Source organism: Pseudomonas sp. P9_35 (assembly GCF_034008205.1).
GTDB classification, from domain to species: domain Bacteria; phylum Pseudomonadota; class Gammaproteobacteria; order Pseudomonadales; family Pseudomonadaceae; genus Aquipseudomonas; species Aquipseudomonas kilonensis.
The window spans coordinates 5,582,455-5,607,792 of the sequence record NZ_CP125373.1 but is presented as its reverse complement, the minus strand read 5'-3'; the positions used below and the strand labels follow the sequence as shown (position 1 = coordinate 5,607,792).

23 protein-coding genes and 1 pseudogene are annotated in these 25,338 nt (G+C 62.1%); 10 read left to right on the top strand and 14 right to left on the bottom strand.

Annotation, left to right across the window (positions count from 1 at the left end; translation table 11 throughout):
• Positions 1-40: 40 nt before the first annotated feature.
• From panC to dksA, 9 genes are all read right to left on the bottom strand, one after another.
• A complete protein-coding gene (gene panC, locus QMK47_RS24910) occupies positions 41-901 on the bottom strand; it encodes a pantoate--beta-alanine ligase (protein ID WP_092225307.1) in 861 nt (286 codons plus the stop codon).
• The gene (gene panB / locus QMK47_RS24905) at positions 898-1,698 is read right to left on the bottom strand and encodes a 3-methyl-2-oxobutanoate hydroxymethyltransferase (protein ID WP_018609283.1); all 801 of its coding nucleotides are present in this window, start codon (positions 1,696-1,698) and stop codon (positions 898-900) included. Before panB ends, panC begins: the two co-directional genes overlap by 4 nt.
• Positions 1,699-2,064: 366 nt before the next feature.
• The gene (gene folK / locus QMK47_RS24900) at positions 2,065-2,550 is read right to left on the bottom strand and encodes a 2-amino-4-hydroxy-6-hydroxymethyldihydropteridine diphosphokinase (RefSeq protein ID WP_320389465.1); all 486 of its coding nucleotides are present in this window, start codon (positions 2,548-2,550) and stop codon (positions 2,065-2,067) included.
• A gap of 3 nt (positions 2,551-2,553) precedes the next feature.
• Positions 2,554-3,951, bottom strand: coding sequence for a polynucleotide adenylyltransferase PcnB (locus QMK47_RS24895; protein ID WP_253469434.1), 1,398 nt, complete (start codon positions 3,949-3,951; stop codon positions 2,554-2,556).
• A 715-nt stretch (positions 3,952-4,666) separates the two neighbouring features.
• Entirely contained in the window at positions 4,667-6,100 is a 1,434-nt protein-coding gene (locus tag QMK47_RS24890; RefSeq protein WP_320389464.1) for a sigma-54 dependent transcriptional regulator, read from the bottom strand.
• 22 nt (positions 6,101-6,122) lie between these two features.
• Entirely contained in the window at positions 6,123-9,077 is a 2,955-nt protein-coding gene (locus tag QMK47_RS24885) for a sensor histidine kinase (protein ID WP_214512622.1), read from the bottom strand.
• A complete protein-coding gene (locus QMK47_RS24880) occupies positions 9,061-9,237 on the bottom strand; it encodes a hypothetical protein (protein ID WP_003176118.1) in 177 nt (58 codons plus the stop codon). The genes QMK47_RS24885 and QMK47_RS24880 overlap by 17 nt, the downstream gene beginning before the upstream one ends.
• A gap of 78 nt (positions 9,238-9,315) precedes the next feature.
• On the bottom strand, positions 9,316-10,206 hold the full coding sequence (gene gluQRS / locus QMK47_RS24875) for a tRNA glutamyl-Q(34) synthetase GluQRS (protein ID WP_320389463.1): 891 nt from the start codon (positions 10,204-10,206) through the stop codon (positions 9,316-9,318).
• A 221-nt stretch (positions 10,207-10,427) separates the two neighbouring features.
• The gene (gene dksA / locus QMK47_RS24870) at positions 10,428-10,871 is read right to left on the bottom strand and encodes an RNA polymerase-binding protein DksA (RefSeq protein WP_047229844.1); all 444 of its coding nucleotides are present in this window, start codon (positions 10,869-10,871) and stop codon (positions 10,428-10,430) included.
• 339 nt (positions 10,872-11,210) lie between these two features.
• On the opposite strand from dksA, the gene QMK47_RS24865 reads away from it, so the two are divergent.
• A complete protein-coding gene (locus QMK47_RS24865) occupies positions 11,211-12,383 on the top strand; it encodes a pyridoxal phosphate-dependent aminotransferase (protein ID WP_320389462.1) in 1,173 nt (390 codons plus the stop codon).
• The gene (gene sfsA / locus QMK47_RS24860; RefSeq protein WP_214512625.1) at positions 12,383-13,138 is read left to right on the top strand and encodes a DNA/RNA nuclease SfsA; all 756 of its coding nucleotides are present in this window, start codon (positions 12,383-12,385) and stop codon (positions 13,136-13,138) included. The genes QMK47_RS24865 and sfsA overlap by 1 nt, the downstream gene beginning before the upstream one ends.
• Here the strand turns inward: sfsA and QMK47_RS24855 are convergent.
• Entirely contained in the window at positions 13,094-13,411 is a 318-nt protein-coding gene (locus QMK47_RS24855; protein ID WP_253478302.1) for a Rieske (2Fe-2S) protein, read from the bottom strand. The genes sfsA and QMK47_RS24855 overlap by 45 nt on opposite strands.
• A gap of 244 nt (positions 13,412-13,655) precedes the next feature.
• On the opposite strand from QMK47_RS24855, the pseudogene QMK47_RS24850 reads away from it, so the two are divergent.
• The 4 genes and pseudogenes from QMK47_RS24850 to QMK47_RS24835 all read left to right on the top strand — a co-directional run.
• Positions 13,656-13,865: pseudogene (locus tag QMK47_RS24850) on the top strand (hemin ABC transporter substrate-binding protein); the annotation flags it as partial.
• Between the two features lie 77 nt (positions 13,866-13,942).
• Positions 13,943-14,926 carry an iron ABC transporter permease gene (locus QMK47_RS24845; protein WP_320390552.1) on the top strand — a complete coding sequence of 328 codons (984 nt, stop codon included), beginning with the start codon at positions 13,943-13,945 and terminating at the stop codon, positions 14,924-14,926.
• Positions 14,926-15,693 (top strand): heme ABC transporter ATP-binding protein, encoded by a 768-nt coding sequence (locus QMK47_RS24840; RefSeq protein WP_258689383.1) that lies wholly within the window; start codon positions 14,926-14,928, stop codon positions 15,691-15,693. The genes QMK47_RS24845 and QMK47_RS24840 overlap by 1 nt, the downstream gene beginning before the upstream one ends.
• A gap of 16 nt (positions 15,694-15,709) precedes the next feature.
• Positions 15,710-16,564: a ChaN family lipoprotein gene (locus QMK47_RS24835; RefSeq protein WP_320389461.1), complete on the top strand. Its 855-nt coding sequence runs from the start codon at positions 15,710-15,712 to the stop codon at positions 16,562-16,564.
• Between the two features lie 223 nt (positions 16,565-16,787).
• On the opposite strand, the gene QMK47_RS24830 is transcribed toward QMK47_RS24835, so the two are convergent.
• The 3 genes from QMK47_RS24830 to QMK47_RS24820 form a co-directional block, all read right to left on the bottom strand.
• Positions 16,788-17,060, bottom strand: a complete 273-nt coding sequence (locus QMK47_RS24830; protein ID WP_214512629.1) for a TfoX/Sxy family protein — start codon at positions 17,058-17,060, stop codon at positions 16,788-16,790.
• Positions 17,061-17,292: 232 nt separating this feature from the next.
• The gene (locus QMK47_RS24825) at positions 17,293-17,634 is read right to left on the bottom strand and encodes a pentapeptide repeat-containing protein (RefSeq protein WP_072411725.1); all 342 of its coding nucleotides are present in this window, start codon (positions 17,632-17,634) and stop codon (positions 17,293-17,295) included.
• A gap of 87 nt (positions 17,635-17,721) precedes the next feature.
• On the bottom strand, positions 17,722-19,278 hold the full coding sequence (locus QMK47_RS24820; RefSeq protein WP_253478291.1) for an AAA family ATPase: 1,557 nt from the start codon (positions 19,276-19,278) through the stop codon (positions 17,722-17,724).
• A gap of 119 nt (positions 19,279-19,397) precedes the next feature.
• On the opposite strand from QMK47_RS24820, the gene mrcB reads away from it, so the two are divergent.
• The 3 genes from mrcB to QMK47_RS24805 are packed head-to-tail and all read left to right on the top strand — an operon-like array spanning position 19,398 to position 22,781.
• Complete coding sequence (gene mrcB / locus QMK47_RS24815) at positions 19,398-21,716, top strand: penicillin-binding protein 1B (RefSeq protein ID WP_214512631.1); 2,319 nt, start codon at positions 19,398-19,400, stop codon at positions 21,714-21,716.
• Between the two features lie 16 nt (positions 21,717-21,732).
• Positions 21,733-22,452 carry a tetratricopeptide repeat protein gene (locus QMK47_RS24810; RefSeq protein ID WP_214512632.1) on the top strand — a complete coding sequence of 240 codons (720 nt, stop codon included), beginning with the start codon at positions 21,733-21,735 and terminating at the stop codon, positions 22,450-22,452.
• Positions 22,452-22,781 (top strand): YqcC family protein, encoded by a 330-nt coding sequence (locus QMK47_RS24805; RefSeq protein WP_253478288.1) that lies wholly within the window; start codon positions 22,452-22,454, stop codon positions 22,779-22,781. The genes QMK47_RS24810 and QMK47_RS24805 overlap by 1 nt, the downstream gene beginning before the upstream one ends.
• Before the next feature lie 6 nt (positions 22,782-22,787).
• Here the strand turns inward: QMK47_RS24805 and QMK47_RS24800 are convergent, their stop codons facing one another.
• Positions 22,788-23,210, bottom strand: a complete 423-nt coding sequence (locus QMK47_RS24800; RefSeq protein WP_024618735.1) for a DUF4124 domain-containing protein — start codon at positions 23,208-23,210, stop codon at positions 22,788-22,790.
• A 402-nt stretch (positions 23,211-23,612) separates the two neighbouring features.
• Here QMK47_RS24800 and QMK47_RS24795 point away from each other — a divergent pair, with 402 nt between their 5' ends.
• Entirely contained in the window at positions 23,613-25,337 is a 1,725-nt protein-coding gene (locus QMK47_RS24795) for an acetolactate synthase 3 large subunit (RefSeq protein ID WP_253478285.1), read from the top strand.
• Position 25,338: the final 1 nt, after the last annotated feature.

The following is a 25,338-nucleotide window of genomic DNA, read 5'->3' as shown; positions in this document are numbered from 1 at the left end:
CTCCCACAAGGCCCACCCCCAGATTGGGACGGGTGTGGGTTCAGGCGGGGGTGTCGAGGTCCAGGTGCAGGTTGTCGATCAGGCGTGTGGTGCCGAGGAAGGCCGCCACCAGAATCACCAGGTCACGGTCCTCGCTCAATGCCGGGCGCAAGGTCTTGGCGTGACGGATTTCCAGGTAATCGGGACGCAGGCCGGCGGCTTCGAGTTGCTTGAGCTGCTCGTCGATCAGTGCCGGGAAATCTCGTCGGCCCTGTTTGATGGCCTCGGCGATCTGGCTCAGGACGCGATAGACCACGGGCGCGACGGCACGTTGATCCGGGCTGAGGAAGCCGTTGCGCGAGGACAGCGCCAGGCCGTCCTCGGCGCGAACGGTCGGCTCGCCGATGATCTGGATCGGCATGTTCAGGTCATGGACCAGTGCGCGAATCACCGCCAGTTGCTGGAAGTCTTTCTGGCCAAACACCGCCAGGTCAGGCTGGACCATGTTGAACAGCTTGCTGACCACCGTCGCCACGCCTTCGAAATGCCCTGGACGGCTGGCACCGCACAAGCCTTCGGACAATTGCGGGACGCTGACCCGGGTCTGCCCGGCCATGCCGTCGGGGTACATCTCTTCGACGCTGGGCGCGAACAGCAGATGGCAGCCGGCCTGGAGCAGTTTCTCCTGGTCGGCCGCCAGGGTGCGGGGGTATTTGTCCAGGTCTTCGCCAGCGCCGAATTGCAGGGGGTTGACGAAAATGCTCGCCACCACGAAATCGGCCCGTTGCGCGGCCTTGGTGACCAGCGCCACGTGGCCGCTGTGCAGGTTGCCCATGGTCGGCACGAAGGCGATGCGTTTGCCTTCGCCGCGGGCACGGGCCACGGCGGCCCGCAGTTCGCGTACGGTTTTGACGGTGTTCATGCAGAAAACCCGTGCTCGGCGCCAGGGAAGGTTACGGCCTTGACTTCGGCGACGTAGGCACTCAACGCGCCCTGGATGGACGTCTGCCCGGCCATGAAGTCCTTCACGAACTTGGGCACGCGACCGGTGATCGACAGGCCGAGCATGTCGTGCAGCACCAGTACCTGGCCATCGGTGGCGTGGCCGGCGCCGATCCCGATCACCGGGATCTTCACCGCCTGGGTGATTTCTTCCGCCAGCTCGCTGGGCACGCATTCGAGCAGCAACATCGCGGCGCCAGCCTGCTCCAGCGCAATCGCATCGGCGCGCATCTGCCGTGCCTGGTTCTCATTGCGACCCTGGACCTTGTAGCCACCGAAGATATTGACCGATTGTGGGGTCAGGCCCATGTGCGCGCATACCGGGATACCCCGCTCGGCCAGCAGCCGAATCGAATCGGCCAGCCACAACGCACCTTCGACCTTGAGCATGTGGGCACCGGCCTGCATCAGCATGGCGCTGTTGGTCATGGTTTGTTCGAGGGTGGCGTAGGCCATGAACGGCAGGTCGGCGAGAATCAGTGCATCGGTGTTACCGCGTTTGACGGCGGCCACATGGTAGGCCATCTCGGCGGTGGTCACCGGCAGTGTGCTGTCGTGACCTTGCAGCACCATGCCGAGGGAATCGCCCACCAGCAACACTTCGACACCGGCCTCATTGCAGGCGTGGGCGAAAGTTGCGTCATAGCAGGTCAGCATGGTGATTTTTTCACCTTTTTGCTTGAGACCTTGCAGCGTGGTCAGGGTAATAGCTGGCATGAAAAAGTCCTCATTAGGCGCTCGTGAATTACTGCAAGTAACGCGCATGATTCGTTATCGATACAGGCGCACCTTCTTATGTGTGGTGCTTGTAAGGCCTGGATTGCGCCCTTCAGCGCCGTATTGGCGGCAACGGGACGCCTATAGTCGTGAGGAGCACTCGGGAAGTCAATTGGATGTGTTACCGCCGGGTGTTACCGGGGTTACTGATGCGTTTCAGCGTAGAGGCGTGTTTCGGATCTGACGGCTGGGTCCCGGATCCTGTGGGAGCGAGCTTGCTCGCGATGGCGGTATGTCAGTCACCCTGGATGCTGGATGTGCCGACGCTATCGCGAGCAAGCTCGCTCCCACAGGGGATGGTCTTCGTCAGATAGGCGGCAGGCGTTCCAGACCGGCGAATGGGCACGCCGCGAGGAGATCCTTGAGTGAGCGTCCATCGGCGAGCAGCAGGTCGGCGGGCGCCAACTCGGCCAGTGGGTACAGCACGAAGGCTCGGGCTTGCATGTGGTAGTGAGGTACCTTGAGGCGAGGCTCGTCGATCAGGCGATCGCCGAACAGCAGGATGTCCAGGTCCAGGGTGCGCGGGCCCCAGCGTTCCAGGCGTTCGCGACCTTGTCCGGTTTCGATGGCTTGCAGCGCATCGAGCAGGTCCAGCGGTGCCAGGCGGCTGTCCAGCGCCGCCACCGCGTTGGTGTAGCGCGGCTGGCCGGGCAGCAGGGAATCGCTCTGATAAAACGCCGAGACCCCCAGCAGTTGGGTGTCGGGCAATTGCGCCAGCGCCTGGACGGCGCTGCGCAATTGTTCGGCGGGTTCGGCCAGGTTGCTGCCCATGCCGATGTAGATGCGTTCCATCGATTACTCGCCCGATGCGCTCGGTACACCGGCACGCTTGCGCTTGGCACCGCTGCTGCGACGGCGCTTGCGCGGGCCGCTGGCGCCGTCATCCTTGCCGCTGAGGTCGCGAATCATGTCGCGGCGCTCGCTGTCGTTGGCGTCCTGGTAATCGGTCCACCATTCACCCAGGCCATCGGTCTGCTCGCCCGCGCTTTCACGCAGCAGCAGGAAGTCGTAGCCGGCGCGGAAACGCGGGTTGTCCAGCAGCAGGTCGGCACGCTTGCCGCTGCGCCGTGGCAGGCGCTCCTGCATGTCCCAGATCTCGCGGATCGGCATCGTGAAGCGTTTTGGAATGGCGATGCGCTGGCACTGTTCGGCAATCAGCTCGTGGGCGGCTTCCTGCATCGCCGGGATCGGCGGCATGCCACGCTCTTGCAGGCGCAGCACCCGAGCCGGCAGGGCAGGCCAGAGCAACGCGGCGAACAGGAACGCAGGCGTCACCGGCTTGTTCTGCTTGATGCGCAGGTCGGTGTTGGTCAGTGCTTCGCTGATCAAGGTGTGGGTGTAGGTCGGGTTGTGCTCCAGGGCCTCGGCACTGGCGGGGAACAGCGGATCGAACAACTGCAGGTCCACCAGCATCTCGAAGGTGTCTGCGGCGTTGCCCGACAGGAACAGCTTGAGCACTTCCTCGAACAGGCGCGCCGAAGGGATTTCGCGCAGCATCGGCGCCAGTTCACGAATCGGCAAGGCGCTGTGTTTTTCGATGCCGAAATCCAGCTTGGCGGCGAAACGCACGGCCCGCAGCATTCGCACCGGGTCTTCCTGGTAGCGCTGCTTGGGGTCGCCGATCAGGCGGATCAGGCGATTGCGAATGTCGTGTACGCCGTTGGCGTAATCGAGGATGCGCTCGCTGACCGGATCGTAATACAGGGCGTTGATGGTGAAGTCGCGGCGTTGCGCGTCTTCTTCCAGCGTGCCGTAGACGTTATCGCGCAGGATGCGCCCGCTTTCGTTGCGGGAAGACTGGTTGCTGTCTTCCTCTTCATCGTTTTGCGGGTGATTGGCGCGGAAGGTCGCCACTTCGATGATTTCGCGACCGAAGTGGATGTGGACCAGCTTGAAGCGCCGGCCAATGATCCGCGCGTTGCGAAATTCGGCCCGTATCTGTTCCGGCGTGGCGCTGGTGGCGACGTCGAAATCCTTGGGGGTGATGTTGAGCAGCATGTCGCGCACGCAGCCACCGACCAGGTAAGCCTGGTAACCGGCGTTCTGCAAACGTTCGACGATGTTCACCGCATACCGGCTGAACTGGGCCTTTTGCAGTGAATGCTGGCCGCTGTTGAGCACTTCAGGCGTGCTGCGAATGTGTTGCGTACGACGCAAGGGAGAACGGAATGACTGGAACAGCTTCTTCAGCATGGGATGCACTGTTTGAAGGAATATTCGGCCAAAAACGAAGAATGACCGCATGATGGGCCGAGATTCTAGCATTTAGTCGAGGGATGGTGTAGGACGGAGCAGTTTAGAGCTGCAAGCTTCAGCGACAAGCCTTGTAGGCTGCGGGGAGTCGGAACGACAGAAACCACAAGGGGAGCCGAAGCTCCCCCAGAATTAGTTACGTGCTCTGTTTTTATTATTGGTTTTGGGCTTCTTGTTTTTGTTGAGTGCCCGCGTCACGAGGTTTTCCCTTCGTGACCCTCCCAATCGGGAGCCAAGAGCAAACGGATTGCTTTGATCGCTGTGTTGCAGTGATCTATCGATCCAACCAGTTCAGGCACCTGTCTTGAGACAGTTTTTATTGTTCTCGGCCTGGTTGTGGGGCAAGCCCCAAATACAACGCCTCTCCAAAAGAATCAGTTAGCTGCGCCTCTCGCCGTCTTGTTTTTATTGTGCGTGAGTCGATTCGTCTTATTTTTATTGTCTTTTGCATTGCTTGTTATTGTTCTTGTACCAAAGCTATAGCAGGGGGCGTGCCAACTTTTGCGAGGCCCAGCGGAACCGGGGGTTCTAGGGTTATAACCATTTTTTCGGGGCGAAAAAAAGCCGGGGTTTCGTTACCGTAAACCCCGGCTTCTGTTACGTGAAAAAGCTGAGGTAACAGTTTTTTCACATTCAGCGGTGTTACCCCCACACCTCAGCTTTCGCTGGTCGCACCGGTCTTGCGCCGTGGAATCCCCAGGCGCTGGCGACGTTCCCACAGGCACTTGCGGCTTACGCCCAGTTTGCGTGCCAGTTCGGTCTCGGTCATGTGGTCCTGGTGCTCCAGGACGAAGTGCTGGAAGTAGTCTTCCAGGGACAGGTCTTCGGTGGGCTCGTGGCTGGTGTTGTTGGCAGCGCCGCCCTGTTGCGGGGCCAGGCCGATGAACTCTTCGTCGTCCAGGTCGCTCAGTTCGATGTCGATGCCCAGCAGCTCGGCAGAGATTTCCGGGCTCTCGCACAGGATCACCGCCCGCTCGACCGCGTTTTCCAGCTCGCGAACGTTACCCGGCCAGGCGTAATGACGGATGGCCTGTTCGGCGTCCGGGGCGAACTTGAGATCGGTGCGGTTGACCCGCGCGCTCTGGCGAGCCAGGAATGCCTGGGCGATTTCATTGACGTCCGCGCCACGCTCGCGCAGGGCGGGCAGCTTCAAGGCGATCACGTGCAAGCGGTAATACAAGTCTTCGCGGAACTGGCCGATCTTCGCCAGGCTCTTGAGGTCACGGTGGGTGGCCGCGATCAGGCGCACATCGACCTTTTGCGACTGCACCGAGCCGACGCGGCGGATTTCGCCTTCCTGCAGCACCCGCAGCAACCGCGCCTGGGCTTCCAGTGGCAGTTCGCCAATTTCATCGAGGAACAGCGTGCCGCCGTCCGCCGCTTCCACCAGCCCGGCGCGCCCGGCGCTGGCGCCGGTGAACGCACCTTTCTCGTGGCCGAACAGTTCGGACTCGATCAGGCTCTCCGGAATCGCCGCGCAGTTCACCGAGATCATCGGCGCCTTGGCCCGGCGTGACAGATTGTGCAGGGCACGGGCTACCAGCTCCTTGCCGGTACCGGACTCGCCCTGGATCAGGACATTGGAGTCGGTCGGCGCCACTTTGCGGATCTTGCTGTACAGGTCCTGCATGGGCGGGCAGGAACCGATGATGCCAATTTCGCCATTATTGTTGCTGGCGCCGGCTTTCGCCGAGGCACTGGCCTTGCCGACGGGTTCCGCCGGGTTGCTGCTCGCCGCCTGTCGGTCACGCAGGATGCGGGCCACGGCCTGGAGCATCTCGTCGTGGTCGAACGGTTTGGCGATGTAGTCCACCGCACCCATTTTCATGGAGTCGACCGCCGAGCGCAGGCTGGCGTAACTGGTCATGATCAGCACGGGTGTGCCCTGGCCGAGCTTGATCAGCTCGGTACCCGGGGCGCCAGGCAGGCGCAGGTCGCTGACGATCAGGTCAAACGTTGGAATGCTGAAACGTTCTTGTGCTTCCTGCACTGAACCGGCTTCGCTGACCTGGTACTGGTTGCGTTCCAGCAGGCGGCGCAAGGCGGAGCGGATAATTGTTTCGTCTTCGACGATCAAAATGTGCGGCATTGATTCGATTCTCTCGACGGTCTCAGTTCACAGCGGACGTCGCTTCGACATGACGCGGCAAGGTCACCCGGATACGGGTGCCGCGTTGGCTTTGTACATCGGCCGGGCTGTCGATGGTGATTTGTCCATAATGCTCTTCAACGATGGAATAGACCAGTGCGAGGCCCAGACCGGTGCCTTCGCCAGGATCCTTGGTGGTGAAGAAAGGTTCGAACAATCGGTCCATGATGTTCTGTGGGATACCGCTGCCTTCGTCTTCGACGATCAGGTCGACCGTGTGTTCGAAGGCTTCACTCTTGACCCGCACCGCGCTGCCGGCCGGTGAGGCGTCCCGCGCGTTGGATAGCAGGTTGATCAACACCTGGGCGAGCCGCTGGGGGTCGCCGTCGACCCAATGATCCGGATCGCACAGGTTGAAGAATTGCACTTCGAAATTGCGCCGGTTGAGCGCCAGCAGACCAATGGCATCCTGGGCCACTTCGGCCAGACAGACGGGCTCGTCATTGTGCTGGTGACCGCCGGCATGGGCGAAGCTCATCAGCGACTGGACGATGCGCGATACGCGCTTGGTCTGTTCGAGGATCTGGCCGCTGATTTCCGTCAGCTCGCCGTCGTCCTCGCGTTCTTCGCGCAGGTTCTGCGCCAGGCAGGCGATGCCGGTGATCGGGTTGCCGATTTCGTGGGCCACCCCGGCGGCCAACCGGCCGATGCTTGCCAGTCGTTCGGAGTGGACCAGCTTGTCTTCGAGCATCTGGGTATCGGTCAGGTCTTCGACCAGCAGCACCAGGCCGCTGTTACCGGGTGCCAGCGGCTCGTCGATCGCCGCCTTGTGCAGGTTCAGCCAACGGGTCTGGCCGTCGAGGGCCAGGTGCTGTTTGTGCAAGTGCTCGTCCGGCAGGTCGATGAAACCTTGCAACAAGCCTTTCCACGGCTCGCCCAGGGTGCTCAGGCGTGAACCGACCACGCGCTGGGCCGCGATCCCGGTGAGCTCTTCCATGGCTTTGTTCCACATCAGGATTTCCTGGTCCTTGGCCAGGGAGCACACGCCCATCGGCAGTTCCTGCAGGGTCTGGCGGTGGTAACGGCGCAAGGCGTCCAGTTCGGCGGCAAGGCCCGTGAGGCGCGAATGGTAATCCTCAAGGCGGCTTTCGATGAAGTGGATGTCTTCGGTGACGTAGTTCTCGCCGCCGGCCTTGTAGGGCAGGAACGTCTCGACCATGTCCTGGGCTACGCTGGGGCCCATCAGGCCGGACAGGTTGGCCTCGATCCGGTCCCGCAGGCGACGCAAGGCATACGGGCGACGTTCATCGAAGGGCAGGTAGAGGTCGCGCAGGGCCTGTTCGACTTCTTTTTGCGCGGCCTTGGCGCCCAAGGGCTTGGCCAGTTGCGTGGCGAATTCCTGGGGCGAGGCGGCGTGCAGTTCGCGACGCTGCGGGCGGCGGACATTGTCCACCGCGCAAGCTTCGGCGGCGCTGGCCTCTTCGCTGCTGGCGTTGGTGAACAGCGAGATCAGGGTGAACATCAGCACGTTCGCCGCCAGGGAGGCGATGGCCGCCATATGCCAACTGGTGTCGTCGAGCACGTAGATCATGTTCAGCAGCGGAATATAGAAGCCCTGCAGGTTGCCCAACAGCGGCAACAGCATCGCGACCAGCCACACCAGGATCCCTGCCAGCAGGCCGGCGATGAAGCCGCGGCGGTTGGCGGTCGGCCAATACAGCACCGACAGTACGCCGGGCAGGAACTGCAAGGTGGCAACGAAGGCGACGATGCCCAGGTTGGCCAAGTCCTGTCCCTCACCCAGCATCAGGTAGAAACCGTAGCCGGCCATGATGATCGCGACGATCAGCGCCCGCCGTGTCCATTTCAGCCAGCGGTAGATATTGCCTTCGGCCGGTGGCTGGTAGAGCGGCAGCACCAGGTGGTTGAGGGCCATGCCCGACAATGCCAGCGTGGTGACGATGATCAAGCCGCTGGCCGCCGACAGGCCGCCGACATACGCCAGCAACGCCAGGGCCTTGCTGTTGGCGGCGATGCCGATGCCCAGGGTGAAATATTCCGGATTGGTACTGGCGCCCAGCTTCAAGCCGGCCCAGAGGATCAGCGGTACCGCCAGGCTCATCAGCAGCAGGAACAGCGGCAGGCCCCAACTGGCGCTTACCAGCGAGCGCGGGTTGAGGTTTTCGGTAAAGGTCATGTGGTACATGTGCGGCATCACGATGGCCGATGCGAAGAACACCAGCAACAGCGTGCGCCATGGGCCTTCCTGCAACGGTGTGTGCAGGGCGGCGAGGGCCGTCTGGTTTTGCAGTAGCCACACTTCCAGCTGTTGCGGGCCATCGAACACGCCATACAGGGCATAGAGGCCGACCCCACCGATGGCAATCAGCTTGATCACCGATTCGAAAGCGATGGCGAACACCAGGCCTTCGTGTTTTTCCCGCGTGGCGATGTGTCGGGAGCCGAAGAAAATCGTGAACAGGATGATCAGTACGCAGAAGCTCAGTGCCACCCGGTGCTGCACCGGCTCGCGGGTCAGGATGCTGATGGAGTCGGCCACGGCCTGGATCTGCAGGGCCAGCAGCGGCAACACCCCGACCAGCATGAAGATCGTGGTCAGCGCGCCGGCCCAGGTGCTGCGAAAGCGAAAGGCGAACAGGTCGGCCAGCGACGACAGTTGGTAGGTGCGGGTGATTTTCAGGATCGGGTAGAGCAACACCGGCGCCAGCAGGAACGCCCCTGACACCCCCAGGTAACTGGAGAGGAAACCATAGCCGTACTGGTAGGCCAGCCCGACCGTGCCATAGAACGCCCATGCGCTGGCATAGACACCCAGCGACAGGGTGTAGGTCAGCGGGTGGCGGATGATCGCCCGGGGGATCATGCCTCGTTCGCTGATCCAGGCTACGCCGAACAGCACTGCCAGGTAGGCAGCGCTGATCAGGACCATCTGGGTCAGGCTAAAGCTCATCGGCATCTTTTTGGCTCTGCAGGATGAAGGTCACGACAATCAGGATCAGCCAGAGCAGATACGGCCGATACCAGGCACCCGTGGCGTCGATCCACCAATCCATGATGGCCGGGGAGAACAGATAAATCCCCACTACCAGGAGCAGGACCAAGCGATAGATATACATCCCGGCCTCTCTAATTTATGCGCGTGCCCAAAAAACGTGCGGCGATGGTAACGGATGGGCGCCAAGCTGCAAGGGCCGTCAACGTATTTGCGCTTCGGGCAGGCTCAGTGTGCGCGGGATCTTGCCTGCATCCCAGTGGCGAATGCCCCAAGCCAGCAGTTCGCGTGGGCTGGCATCGACCAGTTCGAGGCCCGGTTGCTGGCCCAGCGCGCGCAACGCCCGTAACAGCAATGGCGTGGCCTGATCGGCCGCCAGGGGCGGTGAGCGGTAGGATTTACCGAGCTTGTGCCCATCAGGCTGGGTGATCAGCGGCACGTGCAGGTAACGCGGTTGCGGCAACCCGAGCAGTTCTTGCAGGTAGAGCTGGCGCGGCGTGGAGTCCAGCAGGTCGGCGCCGCGCACGATATCGGTCACGCCTTGCCAGGCATCGTCCAGGACCACGGCCAGTTGATAGGCGTAGAGCCCGTTGCGGCGGCGGATCACGAAGTCGCCGACCTCACGGCCCAGGTGCTGGCGGAACTCGCCCTGGACCCGGTCGGTGAAGTGGTACTCAAGCTCGGGGACGCGCAGACGGATGGCGGCGTCCTCGGTGCCGTGCCCGGCATTGCGGCACAGCCCCGGATAAATGCCCTGATACGCTTCCAGTTGTTTGCGCGAACAGGTGCAGGCGTAGGCCAGGCCTTGGCTGAACAGTCGGTTGATGACCTGATCGTAGGCGTCATGGCGCTCGCTCTGGCGAACCATCTCGCCGTCCCATTCGAACCCGTAGCTTTCCAGTGCCTTGAGTATCGCCGCTTGTGCGCCCGGTTCTTCCCGGGGCGGGTCGAGGTCTTCCATGCGCAGCAACCAACGCCCGCCCACGGCGCGGGCATCCAGGTACGACGCCAGTGCGGCGACCAGTGAGCCGAAGTGCAAGTGGCCGCTGGGGGTGGGGGCGAAGCGGCCGATGTAGGGGGCGGTGGCAGTCATAGGGCGAATGTTACTGAGTCCGGGCGGTAGGAATACAAATCTTGATGCCGAAGCATATCCCCTGTGGGAGCGAGCTTGCTCGCGATAGCGGTGTACCTGTCACATCAATGCGGGCTGACCCGCTGCTATCGCGAGCAAGCTCGCTCCCACAGGGATATTGAAAGCATCGGAAACAAAAAACGGAGCGTATGAACGCTCCGTTTCGGTGACAGCCCCGGCGATTATTTGCCGACCTGTTTTTCCTTGATTTCCGCCAGGGTCTTGCAGTCGACACACATGTCGGCGGTCGGACGGGCTTCGAGTCGCTTGACGCCGATCTCGACGCCGCAGGACTCGCACCAACCGTATTCTTCGTCTTCGATCAGTTGCAGGGTCTTGTCGATTTTCTTGATGAGCTTGCGCTCGCGATCACGGGCGCGCAGCTCGAGGCTGAACTCTTCTTCCTGACTGGCACGGTCGGCCGGGTCGGGGAAGTTGGCCGCTTCGTCTTTCATGTGATCCACGGTGCGGTCGACTTCCTGCATCAAGTCCTGTTTCCACTTGTTCAGGATCTTGGTGAAGTGCGCGCGCATGGGGGCACCCATGTACTCTTCGCCAGCTTGCGGGACGTAAGGCTCAAACCCGCTGAGCGACTGATTTTGATTTTGCTTTGCTTGGGTGGGCATGAATGGACCGCCTCTACTCTTGTAATCCACTACGCAGGATTGCTCCATCACCGACACCTGCCGGCCCTGCGGCTGCAAGCGGGCGAACTTACCAGATCAAATCGGGCCGCGCTACTCCCGGTTGTCGAGCCTGCGGCGGCCGGGGCTTGTAAAACGTGACCGGGTTCGCTTCGGTGGGGATTTAAACCTGCTCAATGCTTGATTCTAGTCAAGCCTGGGCCAATCGCGGGAGTCATTTCCTGCAATCCGAGGGCTCAGACCGCTTTGGGTTCGCGCTCGTTCCCTCAGTTGTTCCGGACTTGGGTAGAATCAGTCCTTTTTCCCCCTGAAGGAAGGCCAATGGCTCAGCCCTACAGTGCGCGCAGCCGCGCCATCGAACCTTTCCATGTGATGGCGTTGCTGGCCCGTGCCAACGAACTGCAGGCCGCCGGGCATGACGTCATCCACTTGGAGATCGGTGAACCGGACTTCACCACCGCCGAGCCAATCATCCAGGCCGGCCAGGCCGCGCTGGCGGCTGGCAAGACCCGTTACACCGCGGCCCGTGGCATTCCAGAACTGCGCGAGGCCATCGCCGGTTTCTACGGCCAGCGTTATGGGGTGGAGATTGACCCACGGCGCATCCTCGTGACCCCGGGCGGGTCTGGCGCGCTGTTGCTGGCCAGCGCCTTGCTGGTGGACCCCGGCAAGCACTGGCTGCTGGCCGACCCCGGTTATCCGTGCAACCGGCATTTCCTGCGCCTGGTCGAAGGGACGGCGCAATTGGTGCCGGTGGGGCCCGAGGTGCGTTACCAATTGACGCCAGACCTGGTGAACCGCCATTGGGACCAGGACAGCGTCGGTGCGTTGGTGGCCTCACCGGCCAACCCGACCGGGACGATTCTCACCCGGGACGAGCTGGCGGGGCTGTCCAAGGCCATCAAGGGCCATAACGGCCATCTGGTGGTGGACGAGATCTATCATGGCCTGACCTACGGCACCGACGCCGCCAGCGTGCTGGAAGTCGATGACGACGCCTTTGTCCTTAACAGTTTCTCCAAGTATTTCGGCATGACCGGCTGGCGACTTGGCTGGCTGGTGGCCCCTTCGGCGGCTGTCGGCGAGCTGGAAAAGCTCGCGCAAAACCTCTACATCAGTGCGCCGAGCATGGCCCAGTACGCCGCCCTGGCCTGTTTCGAGCCCGCGACCATCGAGATCTTCGAGCAGCGGCGGGCCGAGTTTGCACGGCGCCGTGACTTTCTACTGCCGGCACTGCGTGAGTTGGGCTTCGGTATTGCGGTGGAGCCGGAAGGGGCATTTTACCTCTATGCCGATATCAGCGCGTTCGGCGGCGATGCCTTTGCGTTTTGCCAGCACTTCCTGGAAACCGAACACGTGGCCTTCACGCCGGGCCTGGATTTCGGTCGCCATCAGGCCGGTCACCACGTGCGCTTCGCCTACACCCAGAGCCTGCCGCGGCTACAGGAAGCGGTGGCACGAATCGAACGCGGACTACGGAGCTGGCAAGGCTGATGCATTTTTCCCCTGCGTTGGAAGAAGGTCGCTTGATTCGACGTTACAAGCGTTTTCTCGCCGATATCGAGACCGTTCATGGCGAACTGCTCACTATTCACTGCCCTAACACTGGCTCGATGCTCAATTGCATGGCTGAAGGTGCGCGTGTCTGGTTCAGTCGCTCCAGCGACCCCAAGCGCAAGTTGCCCGGCACCTGGGAAATCGGCGAGACCCCTCAAGGGCGGCTCGCCTGCATCAATACCGCGCGGGCCAATGCGTTGATCGAAGAAGCCTTGCGCGCCGGGGTCATCAGTGAACTGAACGGGTTTACCGGGCTCAAGCGTGAAGTGGCTTATGGGGTGGAAAACAGCCGTATCGATTTTCGCCTGGACTACGACCGAGGCTCGGCCTGGGTCGAAGTCAAAAGTGTCACGCTGGGGTTCGATGGCACGAATGTGGCGGCGTTTCCCGATGCGGTGACCCTGCGCGGGGCCAAGCATCTGAGGGAACTCGCTTGCCTGGCTCGGGAAGGTGTGCGGGCGGTACAGCTGTATTGTGTGAACCTGAGCGGCATCGAAGCGGTGCGCCCGGCAGAGGAAATCGATCCGGTGTACGCCGCTGCCCTGCGTGATGCGGTGGCGGCGGGTGTGGAGGTGCTGGCCTACGGGGTCACGCTGACGCCCGAGCAGATGTGGGTGGACCGTGCGTTGCCGGTATTGCTCGAACCGCTACAACTTGATCCAGATGCCTTGCTCGTCCTCCCGGCTGTCTAGGGCTGCCAGGAACTGACCGGCGCAGGGGCCCGCCACGCATTCGCCGCTCTCGATCAAAAACAGCGCGCCGTGGGTGGCGCATTGGATCAGGCTGGCGCTGGCGTCGAGGAACTGGTCGGGTTGCCATTCCAGCGGCACGCCCCGGTGCGGGCAGCGGTTGAGATAGGCATACACCTGGCCGGCGCGTCGCACGGCCAGTACTTTGCGCCCATCGAGGTCGAAACCGCGACTGCCGTTGTCGGGCAATTGGGCGGCGGTACAGAGAAACTTCATGTGTGTCCTTGGTAAAAAACTGTGGGAGCGAGCTTGCTCGCGATGACGGCGACACATTCAACATCTCCGTGACTGACACGCCGCTATCGCGAGCAAGCTCGCTCCCACAAGGTTTCGTGTGGCAAAAGGTTCACGCTTGACGGTCAAATAAACACAATTATCAAATGGCGCCTTCTTCACAGGTGGCTGAGGATACTTGGCCATGCCCGGTCCTGTGAAAAACTTCTTTGAGGAAAGCTGCCCGATGCGCCTGAACATCCGCGTTGTTGCGCTCTGTGTCGCACTGTTGCTCAACCAGGGGGCCAGCGCGGCCCAATTGCCGCAGCGCTGGGTCAGTGCCGGCGGCGCCGTGTCGGAGTGGGTCGGTGCGCTGGGGGGCGAGTCGACGCTGTTGGTAGGCGGATTGGGCCCGCGGTTGCCACAAAGCCTGGTGACACTGACAGCAGGCTTCTATCCGGTTGCGTCGGCCACGGCGCCATGACCTCGTTGATCAAACCACGCACCTTGTTCATCGGCCTGGGCCTGCTGTGTCTGCTGGCAACCTGGCTGTCCCTGGCCCTGGGGCCGGTGAGCTTGCCGCTGCTCGACACCTTGCGCGCCGCCTTGCGCCTGTTGGGCTTGCCGGTGGCCGTCGACGGCCTGGAGCAGGCCGAACTGATCCTCGGCCAGATCCGTTTGCCGCGCACCTTGCTGGGGTTGGCGGTGGGCGGAGTGTTGGCGTTGTCCGGTGTGGCGATGCAGGGACTGTTTCGCAACCCACTGGCGGACCCGGGGCTGGTGGGCGTGTCCAGCGGTGCGGCGCTGGGCGCCGCGTTCGCCATTGTCGGTGGCTCGGCGCTGGGTGGGTGGCCCGAAGCCTTTGGCCCCTACGTGCTTTCGTTGTGTGCATTCCTTGGCGGGCTCGGCGTTACGGCGCTGGTCTATCGTCTCGGACGACGCAACGGCCAGACCCATGTCGCAACCATGCTCCTGGCCGGTATTGCCCTGACCGCACTGTCCGGTTCGGCCGTCGGTCTGTTCACCTACCTGGCGGATGACGCGACCCTGCGCACCCTGACGTTCTGGAACCTGGGCAGTCTCAACGGCGCGAGCTATGCGCGGTTGTGGCCGCTGTTGCTGGTCAGCACCGGCGTGGCGCTCTGGCTGCCACGCCGGGCCCGGGAGCTCAATGCGCTGTTGCTGGGGGAGTCCGAGGCTGCCCACCTGGGCGTTAACGTCGAAAGCCTCAAGCGTGAACTGGTGTTTTGTACGGCCTTGGGGGTTGGCGCGGCGGTGGCGGCTGCGGGCATGATCGGCTTCGTCGGGCTGGTAGTGCCGCATCTGGTGCGGCTGGTGGCCGGCCCCGACCACCGGGTGTTGCTGCCTGCTTCGGTGTTGGCGGGCGCAAGCCTGCTGTTGTTCGCCGATCTGGTGGCGCGCCTGGCACTGGCCCCTGCGGAATTGCCAATCGGCATCGTCACGGCCTTCATCGGCGCGCCGTTCTTCCTTTATCTATTGGTGCGAGGGCGCGCCTGATGCTGCGAGCGCAGAACCTGCACATTCAACGTGGCCGCAAGACGGTGCTGGCGGACGTCGATCTCGCGCTCAACCCTGGCGAAGTACTCGGAGTGCTTGGGCCCAACGGCGCAGGTAAAAGTACTTTGCTGGCGGGCCTGTGCGGCGAATTGCGCCCGGCCCAGGGGCAGGTCTGGCTCGATGATCGGCCACTCGCCCAGTGGCAGGGTGCCGAGCGCGCCCGGCGCCTGGCGGTCTTGCCGCAGTCCTCGACCCTGGATTTCGCCTTCCGTGTCGAGGAGGTCGTCGGCATGGGGCGCCTGCCGCACCAGAGTGGTCGAGTGCGCGACGAGCAAATCGTCGCCTTGGCGCTGCAAGCGGCAGACGCTGCGCATCTGCACGGTCGCAGTTACCTGGCGTTGTCCGGCGGCGAACGTCAGCGGGTGCACCTGGCGCGGGTGTTGGCGCAGTTGTGGCCGGGTGAAGCGGGGCAAACCCTGTTGCTGGACGAGCCGACCTCGATGCTTGATCCGCTGCACCAGCACACCATCCTCCAGGCGGTGCGTGAGTTCGCCAGTCGCGGCGCTGCCGTGTTGGTGATCCTGCATGACCTGAACCTGGCGGCGCGTTACTGTGATCGCCTGTTACTGCTCGCGTCCGGTCGGCCGGTGGCCCTGGACACGCCCCGGCACGTCCTGCGCCCGGAACCGCTCAAGGCGGTGTTTGGCCTGGACGTGCTGGTGCAAGACCATCCGGAGCGCGGGCATCCATTGATCATTGCCCGCTGAGGGCGCCCTGGAGGATATGGCCGTGCGCCTGCTCCTGATTCTGGCATTGAGTGTACTGACGGCGTGTCAGAGCATCGCACTGCCCCCACTCGGCGGACGAATCCGTGATTTGCACAATGGCCAGGCCGTGACACCCCAGGCATTGGTCGAACGCTTGGCAACGGCGCCTCGGGTGGTGGTGGGGGAGCGGCACGACAATCGCGATCACCACGCACTGCAGGCCTGGCTGCTCCAGGCCCTGGCCGGGCAGCGGGCCCAGGGCAGCCTGTTGCTGGAAATGCTCACCCCCGCCCAGCAGCCACGCGTTGATTCGGTCCGCCAGTTACCCGCCTTGCCGAAAGACCTGCCCGGCGCACTGGACTGGTCGCCCGGCTGGGATTGGAGCCTGTATGGCCCCGTCGTCGAGTTTGCCCTGGCGCAACGCTATCCGTTGCTGGCCGCCAATCTGGACACCGCCGAGATCCAGCGTTTCTATCGACAAGCCCCCAGCTTGATGGGCACTCGCTCCAATGCAGCCACTGTGAAGGACGCGTTGTTGGGGCAAATCCGTGAATCCCACTGCGGTTTGCTGCCTGAGTCGCAGATGCCGGCGATGCTGGCCGTGCAGCAGCAGCGTGACCGACGCATGACCGAACGCCTGCTGCAAGCGCCGACACCGGCACTGCTGTTCGCCGGTGCCTGGCATGCGCGAAAGGATGTCGGCGTGCCGCTGCATGCGCTGGATCTTGGCGCGAGCGAGGCACCGGTCGTCCTGATGCTGGCCGAGGAGGGCAGCGAGGTGACGTCGGCCATGGCGGATTACGTGTGGTACACGCCGGCCATGCCGCCACAGGATTATTGTGCGCAGATGCGCGAACACGCCGGGAAGTGATTTTCTACAGGCAAAAAAAGACCCGGCAAAAGCCGGGTCAAATAACCGTGATTAGCCTGATGAGGAGATATCTGAGAGTCCGAACCAAGGGCTGTTCAAATATCGACCAGTCTCGCGACCGGATGTGGTAATCATAGCGATTCTCATTACCATGTCAAACATTGTTTTGCGATTCGCCGAAATAACCTCGCGGCCAGGGTTCGCGCTGGAAACGAAAGGGGCGTCAGGGCTTATGGCGCGTTGAAATGGCGTCCAGCTGTTTATTCAGGGCTTCTTTGCGCTCGGCGGGGATGTCATTCCAATGCACATCCATCAACGCGCCCTCGATGGCGTACAGCAACACCTTGGAGGCCCGGAAGCCCCGAGTGCGCACGGCGCGATAGGCGTCCACCGCGCCAAGCCGGCGTAGATCCGAGGCACTGTGAATGCCCACGGCGTGCAGCCACTGGGCTGATGTCTTGCCCAGATTCTTCAGGTGTTGCAGTTCATCATTCATCGAGCCTCCTTGCGATGGCCGATTGGTGCAGTGGGCAAGCTTCTGAGCAGTGTAGCGGTCAGTAGGAAAAGCGTGATTGTTTGGTCGGATTCGACGCAAAAGCTTCTAAGGCATTACGCACGATGGGGTGGGAAAAGGCTGCAAACTACATGCTCCAGCGCAAGCGGGGGCGCTGGAGATCCGTTTCAGTCTGTGGCAGGTCCGCTCGCTGGCCGACCCGCTTCAAACAGGTTCAGCGAGTGCGGTAGCGCAACCGGGTGCCGAAGTTCATCGACATCAGGATCTCGTCCGCAGACAGCTCCGGCGGGAAGTAGGCACCGGAGATTTGCGCGTGGGCCAGGCTCGCGCCTTCCAGTGACGATTTGCGAAAATCGATGCCACGCAGATCGGCGGAGCGGAAGTAGGCGTCGCTGAAATCAACGTCGTCCGCGTTCAGTTCCCGCAGATCAAGGCCTCGAAAATCGCCGCCGCGCATGTCGACCGGACCTTGTGGGCGTTCGCTGTTGAATCCGGCGATATCGTCTTTGCGCAGCAGGGCATAAAGCGGGGTAGTGAGAAGCTTGGGGAGACTCATTTCATATCACCTGTTGGTTTTATGACGCCAGTATAGTGCCACTATTTGGCGGCCGTGAAGCCGGGCATCGCTTCACGGCCGAAATAGTTACAGGCTTGGCAGGCGCTGACGGATCTGCGCGACCACGATGTCGAGTGTGCCGCTTTCGTTGGTTTGGACCCGTTTGCTGCAGAGAATTTCCGCCGGGGTCAGGGCTTCGCGGCTGGATTGTTGTGCGGCAATGACCGCCAGATTCGCATCGGAGGGGTCTTTCTGGTCGGCCTGACGTTGTGCCAGGCGGCTTTCGATGACCGCTTGCGGCGCATCGCAGTCGAGGATCAGGAACGGAGCGCCGGTGGCCTCGGCGACTTTTGCCGCGGCGTCGCGCTGATCGTGCTTGAGGTAGGTGGCATCGATCACGACCGGGAAGCCGGCGCGCAGGATCGCCGCGGCGATTTCATGCAGGCGGGCGTAGGTGGCGCTGCTGGCGTCGCTGCTATAGATGCCGGCCTGTGGATCGTTGGGGACCTGTTGCTGGCCGAACAGGCGCTTGCGCTCCACGTCCGAACGCAGGCGAATGGCACCCAGTGCCTCGACCAGGCGCATTGCGACATGGCTTTTGCCGACAGCCGAAACACCGTGGGTGATGGCCAGGAAAGGCGAAGGAATGGTGCTGTAGCTTTCGGCCAGGTTGGCGTAGTTACGATATTGGCGCAGGGTGGTGGCGCGCTGTACCGGATCGGCTTCGGCCGGCATGCTGAACAGCGCGACTTTGGCCCGGACGAGGGCGCGGTAGGCTTTATAGAAGTTCAGCAGCTCCAGGCCCTGGTAGTCACCGGTCAGTTCCAGGTACTGGCTGACGAAGCGCCGTGCCAGCGATTTCAGGCCGCGGTCTTCCAGGTCCATCGCCAGGAACGCAGTGTCGGCGTAGACGTCGGTGAAACGGAACGGTTCGTTGAACTCGATGCAATCGAAAATCACCACCTTGCCGTCGATCACGGTGGCGTTGCCCAGGTGGATATCACCGTGGCATTCGCGGATGAAACCTTCGGCCTTGCGTTGGGTGAACAGCGGCTTGAGGCGTTCGAAACTGCTTTCGGCCCAGGCTTGCAGGGCTTCGAGTTGCAACAGGTCGGCCTTGTCGCTGAGGAACGGGCGGATCTGTTCGAAGTTCTGCAGCACGGGTGCCATCACGCTTTGCGGGGTACCAGCGTCGTTGTCAGCTGGTACCTTGGGCGTGGAGAGGTGGAACTGGGCGATCTGCGCGGCCATCTCGTCGATGTGCGCGGTGGTCAGTTCGCCGTTGGCTTGCAACGTGCTGAGCAGTTCGCTCTGCGGGAACTGACGCATCTTCAGGGCGTACTCGATGGCCGGGCCGTCGCCACCCAGCTGTGGCGCTTCGGCGCTGCCGGTAATCGGCAGGACGTCCAGGTACAGGTCCTGGGTCAGGCGTTGGTTGAGGCGCAACTCCTCACCACAGAAGTGCTTTCGCGCCTCGAGGCTGGTGAAGTCGAGGAAGCCGAAGTTGACCGGTTTTTTGAATTTGTAGGCGTACGGCCCAGTGAGCAATACCCAGGAAATGTGGGTCTCGATGACCTGGAACCCTTCGACGGGATGCGGGTAGAGGGCCGGGTTTTGCAGGGCAGCGATCAGGGATTGGCTCACGGGCGGTCCTTCATAGACTGGAAAAATTCAAGGCCGTCATTATGGCCGCAAGCCGCGCTAACGCAAACCGCGTGGAGGGCTCATGTTGAACCGAGGCAAAGTGCGTATAATCCGCCGCCATGACTCGTACCCGATCCCCCCGTACCCCCAAGAAACCACCCGCCAGCCGCCTGCGGCCCTGGCTGGGCTGGGCCCTTAAACTCAGCCTGGTGGGCCTCGTCGTGCTCGCCGGTTTTGCGGTCTATCTCGATGCCGTGGTCCAGGAGAAGTTCTCCGGCAAGCGCTGGACCATTCCGGCCAAGGTCTATGCCCGGCCGTTGGAGCTGTTCGTCGGACAGAAGCTGAGTAAGGATGATTTCCTGACCGAGCTCGATGCCTTGGGTTATCGCCGTGAAAGCGTGGCCAATGGCCCGGGTGCGGCCTCGGTCAATGGCAATACCATCGACCTCAATACCCGTGGCTTCCAGTTCTATGAGGGCATGGAGCAGGCGCAACCGGTGCGGGTGCGCTTTTCCGGCGATTATGTCGCTGCGCTGACCGGCGCCAACAACGCAAGCCTGTCGGTGGTGCGCCTTGAGCCGCTGCTCATTGGTGGCCTGTACCCCAAGAACCTCGAAGACCGGATCCTGATCAAGATCGACCAGGTGCCGCCGTTCCTGCTCGATACGCTGATCGCCGTCGAAGATCGCGACTTCTACCATCACTTCGGCGTCTCGCCCAAGTCGATTGCCCGGGCCATCTGGGTCAATACCTCCTCGGGCCACATGCGCCAGGGCGGCAGTACGCTGACCCAACAGTTGGTCAAGAACTTCTACCTGACCAACGAACGCAGCCTGACCCGCAAGCTCACCGAAGCCATGATGGCGTTGTTGCTGGAGCTGCACTACGACAAGCCGGAGATCCTGGAGGCGTACCTCAACGAGGTATTTATCGGCCAGGACGGTCAGCGGGCGGTGCACGGTTTCGGCCTCGCCAGCCAGTTCTTCTTCAGCCAACCGCTGTCCGAGCTCAAGTTGCATCAGGTGGCGTTGTTGGTGGGCATGGTCAAGGGACCGTCTTCCTATAACCCGCGTCGTAATCCGGAACGCGCCCTCGAACGGCGCAACCTGGTGCTCGACCTGCTGCAACAACAGGGTGTGGCGACGGCCGAGCAAGTCGAGGCGGCGAAAAAGATGCCGTTGGGCGTGACCAAGCGTGGCAGCCTGGCAGACAGTTCGTTCCCCGGCTTCATGGACCTGGTCAAGCGTCAGCTGCGGGAAGACTACCGCGACGAAGACTTGACCGAAGAAGGCCTGCGCATCTTCACCAGTTTCGACCCGATCCTGCAGATGAAGGCCGAAGCCTCGGTCGAGGACACCTTCAAGCGACTGGGTGGGCGCAAGGGCGCCGACGAAGTCGAAGCGGCCATGGTGGTGACCAACCCGGAAACCGGCGAAGTCCAGGCCATGATCGGCAGCCGGCAGGCCAGTTTCGCCGGTTTCAACCGGGCGCTGGATGCGGTGCGCCCGATTGGCTCGCTGATCAAGCCGGCGGTTTACCTCACCGCCCTGGAAAAGCCGAGCCAATACACGCTGACCAGTTGGTTGTCGGACGAGACGTTCTCCGTCAAGGGTGCCGATGGCCAGGTCTGGAAACCGCAGAACTATGATCGACGCTCCCATGGCACGGTGTTCCTGTACCAGGGGCTGGCGCATTCCTACAACCTGTCGACGGCTCGCCTCGGGCTTGAAGTCGGCGTCCCGAACGTACTCAAGACCTTGGCGCGCCTGGGGGTGAGTCGCGAACTCCCGGCGTTCCCATCGATGTTGTTGGGCGCCGGTGGCCTTACGCCGATCGAAGTGGCGGCCATGTACCAGACGCTGGCCAACGGCGGTTTCAATACGCCGATGCGCGGGATCCGCAGCGTGCTGACCGCCGATGGCGAGCCGCTCAAGCGTTATCCATTCCAGATCCAGCAGCGTTTCGATCCAGCCTCCATTTACCTGATCCAGAGCGCGATGCAGCGAGTCATGCGTGAAGGCACCGGCAGTTCGGTCTATAACGTGCTGCCTCGGACCCTGACCCTGGCGGGTAAGACCGGCACCAGTAACGACTCGCGCGACAGCTGGTTTGCCGGTTTCAGCCAGGACCTGCTGGCAGTGGTCTGGCTCGGACGTGATGACAACGGCAAGACCCCGTTCACCGGTGCCACCGGTGCGCTGCAGGTCTGGACCAGTTTCATGCGCAAGGCCGACCCGTTGCCGCTGGACATGCCGCAACCGGACAACATCGTCCAGGCGTGGGTCGATTCGCGCACGGGGCAAGGCTCCGATGCCAATTGCCCGGGCGCTGTGCAGATGCCGTATATTCGCGGTAGCGAACCGCCACCCGGTGCTGCCTGTGGCGGCACGAATCCCGCCGAATCGGTGATGGATTGGGTCAAGGACTGGATGAATTAAGCAAAGAGGGTTTCAAGTGAACAAGTGGTTGATTCCAGCGGTAACGGCCGTGGCTTTGCTCAGTGGTTGCTCTACCGTACAACGTGGTTCGATTCCGGTCGTTGACTCCGGCACCGCTGTTTCCAACAGTGAGCGGGTTTCTGCCAACGGCGGTTTCCGTCAGACGACGGTGAAGCGGCCGGCGCAGGGTCAGGTCCAGGCAATCCCGCAGGGCGACACCGGTGTTGTCGTGATGGTGCCAGGTGGCGGCGCGACGACCTCGGCGCCGATCAGCAGCACACCGATCACGCCGGGCCCGATCACCCCCGGGCCAATCGAAACCTCGCCGATCGATCAGGGCAGCTACAGCATGCCTTCGACGCCGAGCAGCATCCCGTCGGCAGGCGCCGGTGGCCTGTCCGCCGATGAACAGCTCGACGGCCCGGTGCTGGCCCTGCTGACCACCGCGCAACAACAACAGGCCGGCGGTGACCTCAACGGTGCGTCTTCCAGCCTGGAGCGTGCCCAACGTGTCGCGCCGCGCGAACCTCAGGTGCTTTATCGCCTGGCCCAGGTGCGCATGGCCCAAGGCGATGCGCCGCAAGCCGAACAGCTGGCCCGTCGTGGCCTGACATTCTCCAGTGGTCGTCCGGCGCTTCAGGCCAGCCTGTGGGGATTGATCGCCCAGGCCCGTGAGAAACAGGGCGATTCCGCTGGCGCGGCATTGGCCCGTCAGAAGGCCAAGGTTTCGCTCTGATGGATACGCGTTTTCCTCAGATCGCCGATCAGTTGCTGTTGATCGAGCGGGAACTGCGGGTCCAGGGCTGGTGGAGCGATGTGTCTCCTTCGACGCAGGCGCTGGCCAGTGTCGAGCCGTTCGCGGTCGACACCCTGGACTTCGAGCAATGGCTGCAATGGATTTTCCTGCCCAGGATGAAAGCCATCCTGGAAAACGACCTGCCGCTGCCCAACGCCTCGGGCATCCTTGCCATGGCCGAGATGGTCTATGCCCAGCGGCCAGGGCAGGGCATCGAGTTGCAGCGGCTGCTGGCGCAGTTCGATCAGTTGATCAGCAACGCCGGCTGACCGGCGTTACTGACAGTTCTCCTCGATTTGCTTGCGGGTCTCGTCGATCCGCAGGCGCCGCTCCTCATCGGTGAGGCGGCGCATTTCCCCCTCCACGTCTTCCCGCACCCTGGGATTGTTCTGCAATTGCGCCAGGTTGGTCCGGGCCTGTTCGCAGAACGCCTTGAGTTGGGCTTCCTGCTCGGCAATCTGTTTCTTGACCTGTTGGTCGATGGCCTTTTGGTCGCCAATGACTCCGCCAGACGGCGGTGCCGCCGGTTTGGCGGGCGGCGGGGCGGACTTGATCACGGTCGTGGCCTCCGTGCCTTCGGGCGGCTGGGCGCCGAAGTGGGTAACGCCCTGGGCGTCCACCCATTTGTAGACCTGACCGGCCATGCACATCGGGCTCAGGCCAACCAGCAGGCTGGCCGTCAAGAAAATCATTCGCATGCTGTTTCCTTGTCATGGGTTGCGCAATTGAAGCTAACACAGTTGCCGTTTAAAGGTTTTTTCTTGCGTTCTCATGCGCTTACTTCGAATAAAGCACATAGACGACTTGACTTGAAGGAGGCGAAACAGAAGAATCCAAAGTCCGCTGTAGAGGGACTGCCAGAAGCAGACCCACTCAGCAGATCATGAGGCGCACATCCGCGCCGACCTGTTACACCCGCAACGCGTTACCTCGCGCTGGGTGGGAAAGGCCCGCAACACTTGGGACGATCCCAATACTTGCTCAGTCAGTGCTGACGTAGTCGGCGACCACCGTCGCTCATGCTCTGCCGAGAAGTAAACCTATTAAGACCCGTCCCCTTTTTTGTGGGTCGGTATTCTGGCGTTTTAGAGGTGAACAACGTGGAGCTTTTATCTGGCGGTGAGATGCTCGTCCGCTTTTTGCGTGACGAAGGCGTCAAATATATCTACGGGTACCCCGGTGGTGCTCTTCTTCATGTCTATGATGCCCTGTTCAAAGAACCGGAAGTGACCCACATCCTGGTTCGTCACGAGCAGGCGGCCACGCATATGGCTGACGGCTATGCCCGTGCCACCGGCAAGGCCGGCGTGGTACTGGTGACTTCCGGTCCAGGCGCCACGAACGCCATCACCGGTATCGCCACCGCGTACATGGACTCCATCCCGATGGTGATCATTTCCGGCCAGGTGCCCAGCACCCTGGTGGGGACCGATGCATTCCAGGAAACCGACATGATCGGTATCTCCCGGCCAATCGTGAAGCACAGCTTCATGATCAAGCATGCGTCGGAGATCCCGGAAGTCATGAAGAAGGCCTTCTACCTGGCTGAATCCGGTCGTCCGGGCCCGGTCGTGGTCGATATTCCGAAGGACATGACCAACCCGGCCGAGAAGTTCGAATACATCTTCCCGAAAAAAGCCAAGCTGCGTTCCTACAGCCCGGCCGTACGCGGCCACTCCGGGCAAATCCGCAAGGCAGCCGAAATGCTCCTGGCGGCCAAGCGCCCGGTGCTGTACTCCGGTGGTGGCGTGATCCTCGGCGGTGGCTCCGCGCCGCTGACCGAACTGGCGAAAATGCTTAACCTGCCGGTCACCAATACGCTGATGGGCCTGGGTGCGTTCCCTGGCACCGACCGTCAGTTCATCGGTATGCTCGGCATGCACGGCAGCTACACCGCCAACCTGGCGATGCACCACGCCGATGTCATCCTGGCGGTCGGCGCACGTTTCGACGACCGCGTCATCAATGGTCCGGCGAAATTCTGCCCGAACGCCAAGATCATCCACATCGATATCGACCCAGCGTCCATCTCCAAGACCATCAAGGCAGACGTGCCGATTGTCGGTCCTGTAGAGAGCGTGCTGACCGAAATGGTCGCCATCCTCAAGGAAATCGGCGAGGTTCCAAACAAGGAGTCCGTGGCCAGCTGGTGGAAGCAGGTTGATGAATGGCGCGGCGATCGTGGCCTGTTCCCTTATGACAAGGGTGACGGCAGTGTGATCAAGCCGCAGACCGTGATCGAAACCCTGTGCGAAGTGACCAAGGGCGATGCCTTTGTGACCTCCGACGTGGGCCAGCACCAGATGTTCGCTGCGCAGTACTACAAGTTCGACAAACCCAATCGCTGGATCAACTCCGGCGGCCTGGGCACCATGGGCTTCGGTTTCCCGGCGGCCATGGGCATCAAGTTGAGCTTCCCAGAGGCTGATGTCGCCTGCGTCACGGGCGAAGGCAGCATCCAGATGAACATCCAGGAACTGTCCACCTGCCTGCAATACGGTTTGCCGGTAAAGATCGTGATCCTGAACAACGGCGTGTTGGGGATGGTTCGCCAGTGGCAGGATATGAGCTACGGCAGCCGTCACTCGCACTCGTACATGGAATCGTTGCCTGATTTCGTCAAGCTGGCAGAGGCCTACGGTCACGTTGGCGTGCGCATCACCGAATCGAAGGATTTGAAGTCGAAGATGGAGGAAGCGTTCGCCATGAAGGATCGCCTGGTGGTGATCGATATTGCGGTCGACACCAGCGAGCACGTCTACCCGATGCAGATCAAAGACGGCTCCATGCGCGATATGTGGCTGAGCAAGACGGAGCGTACCTAAT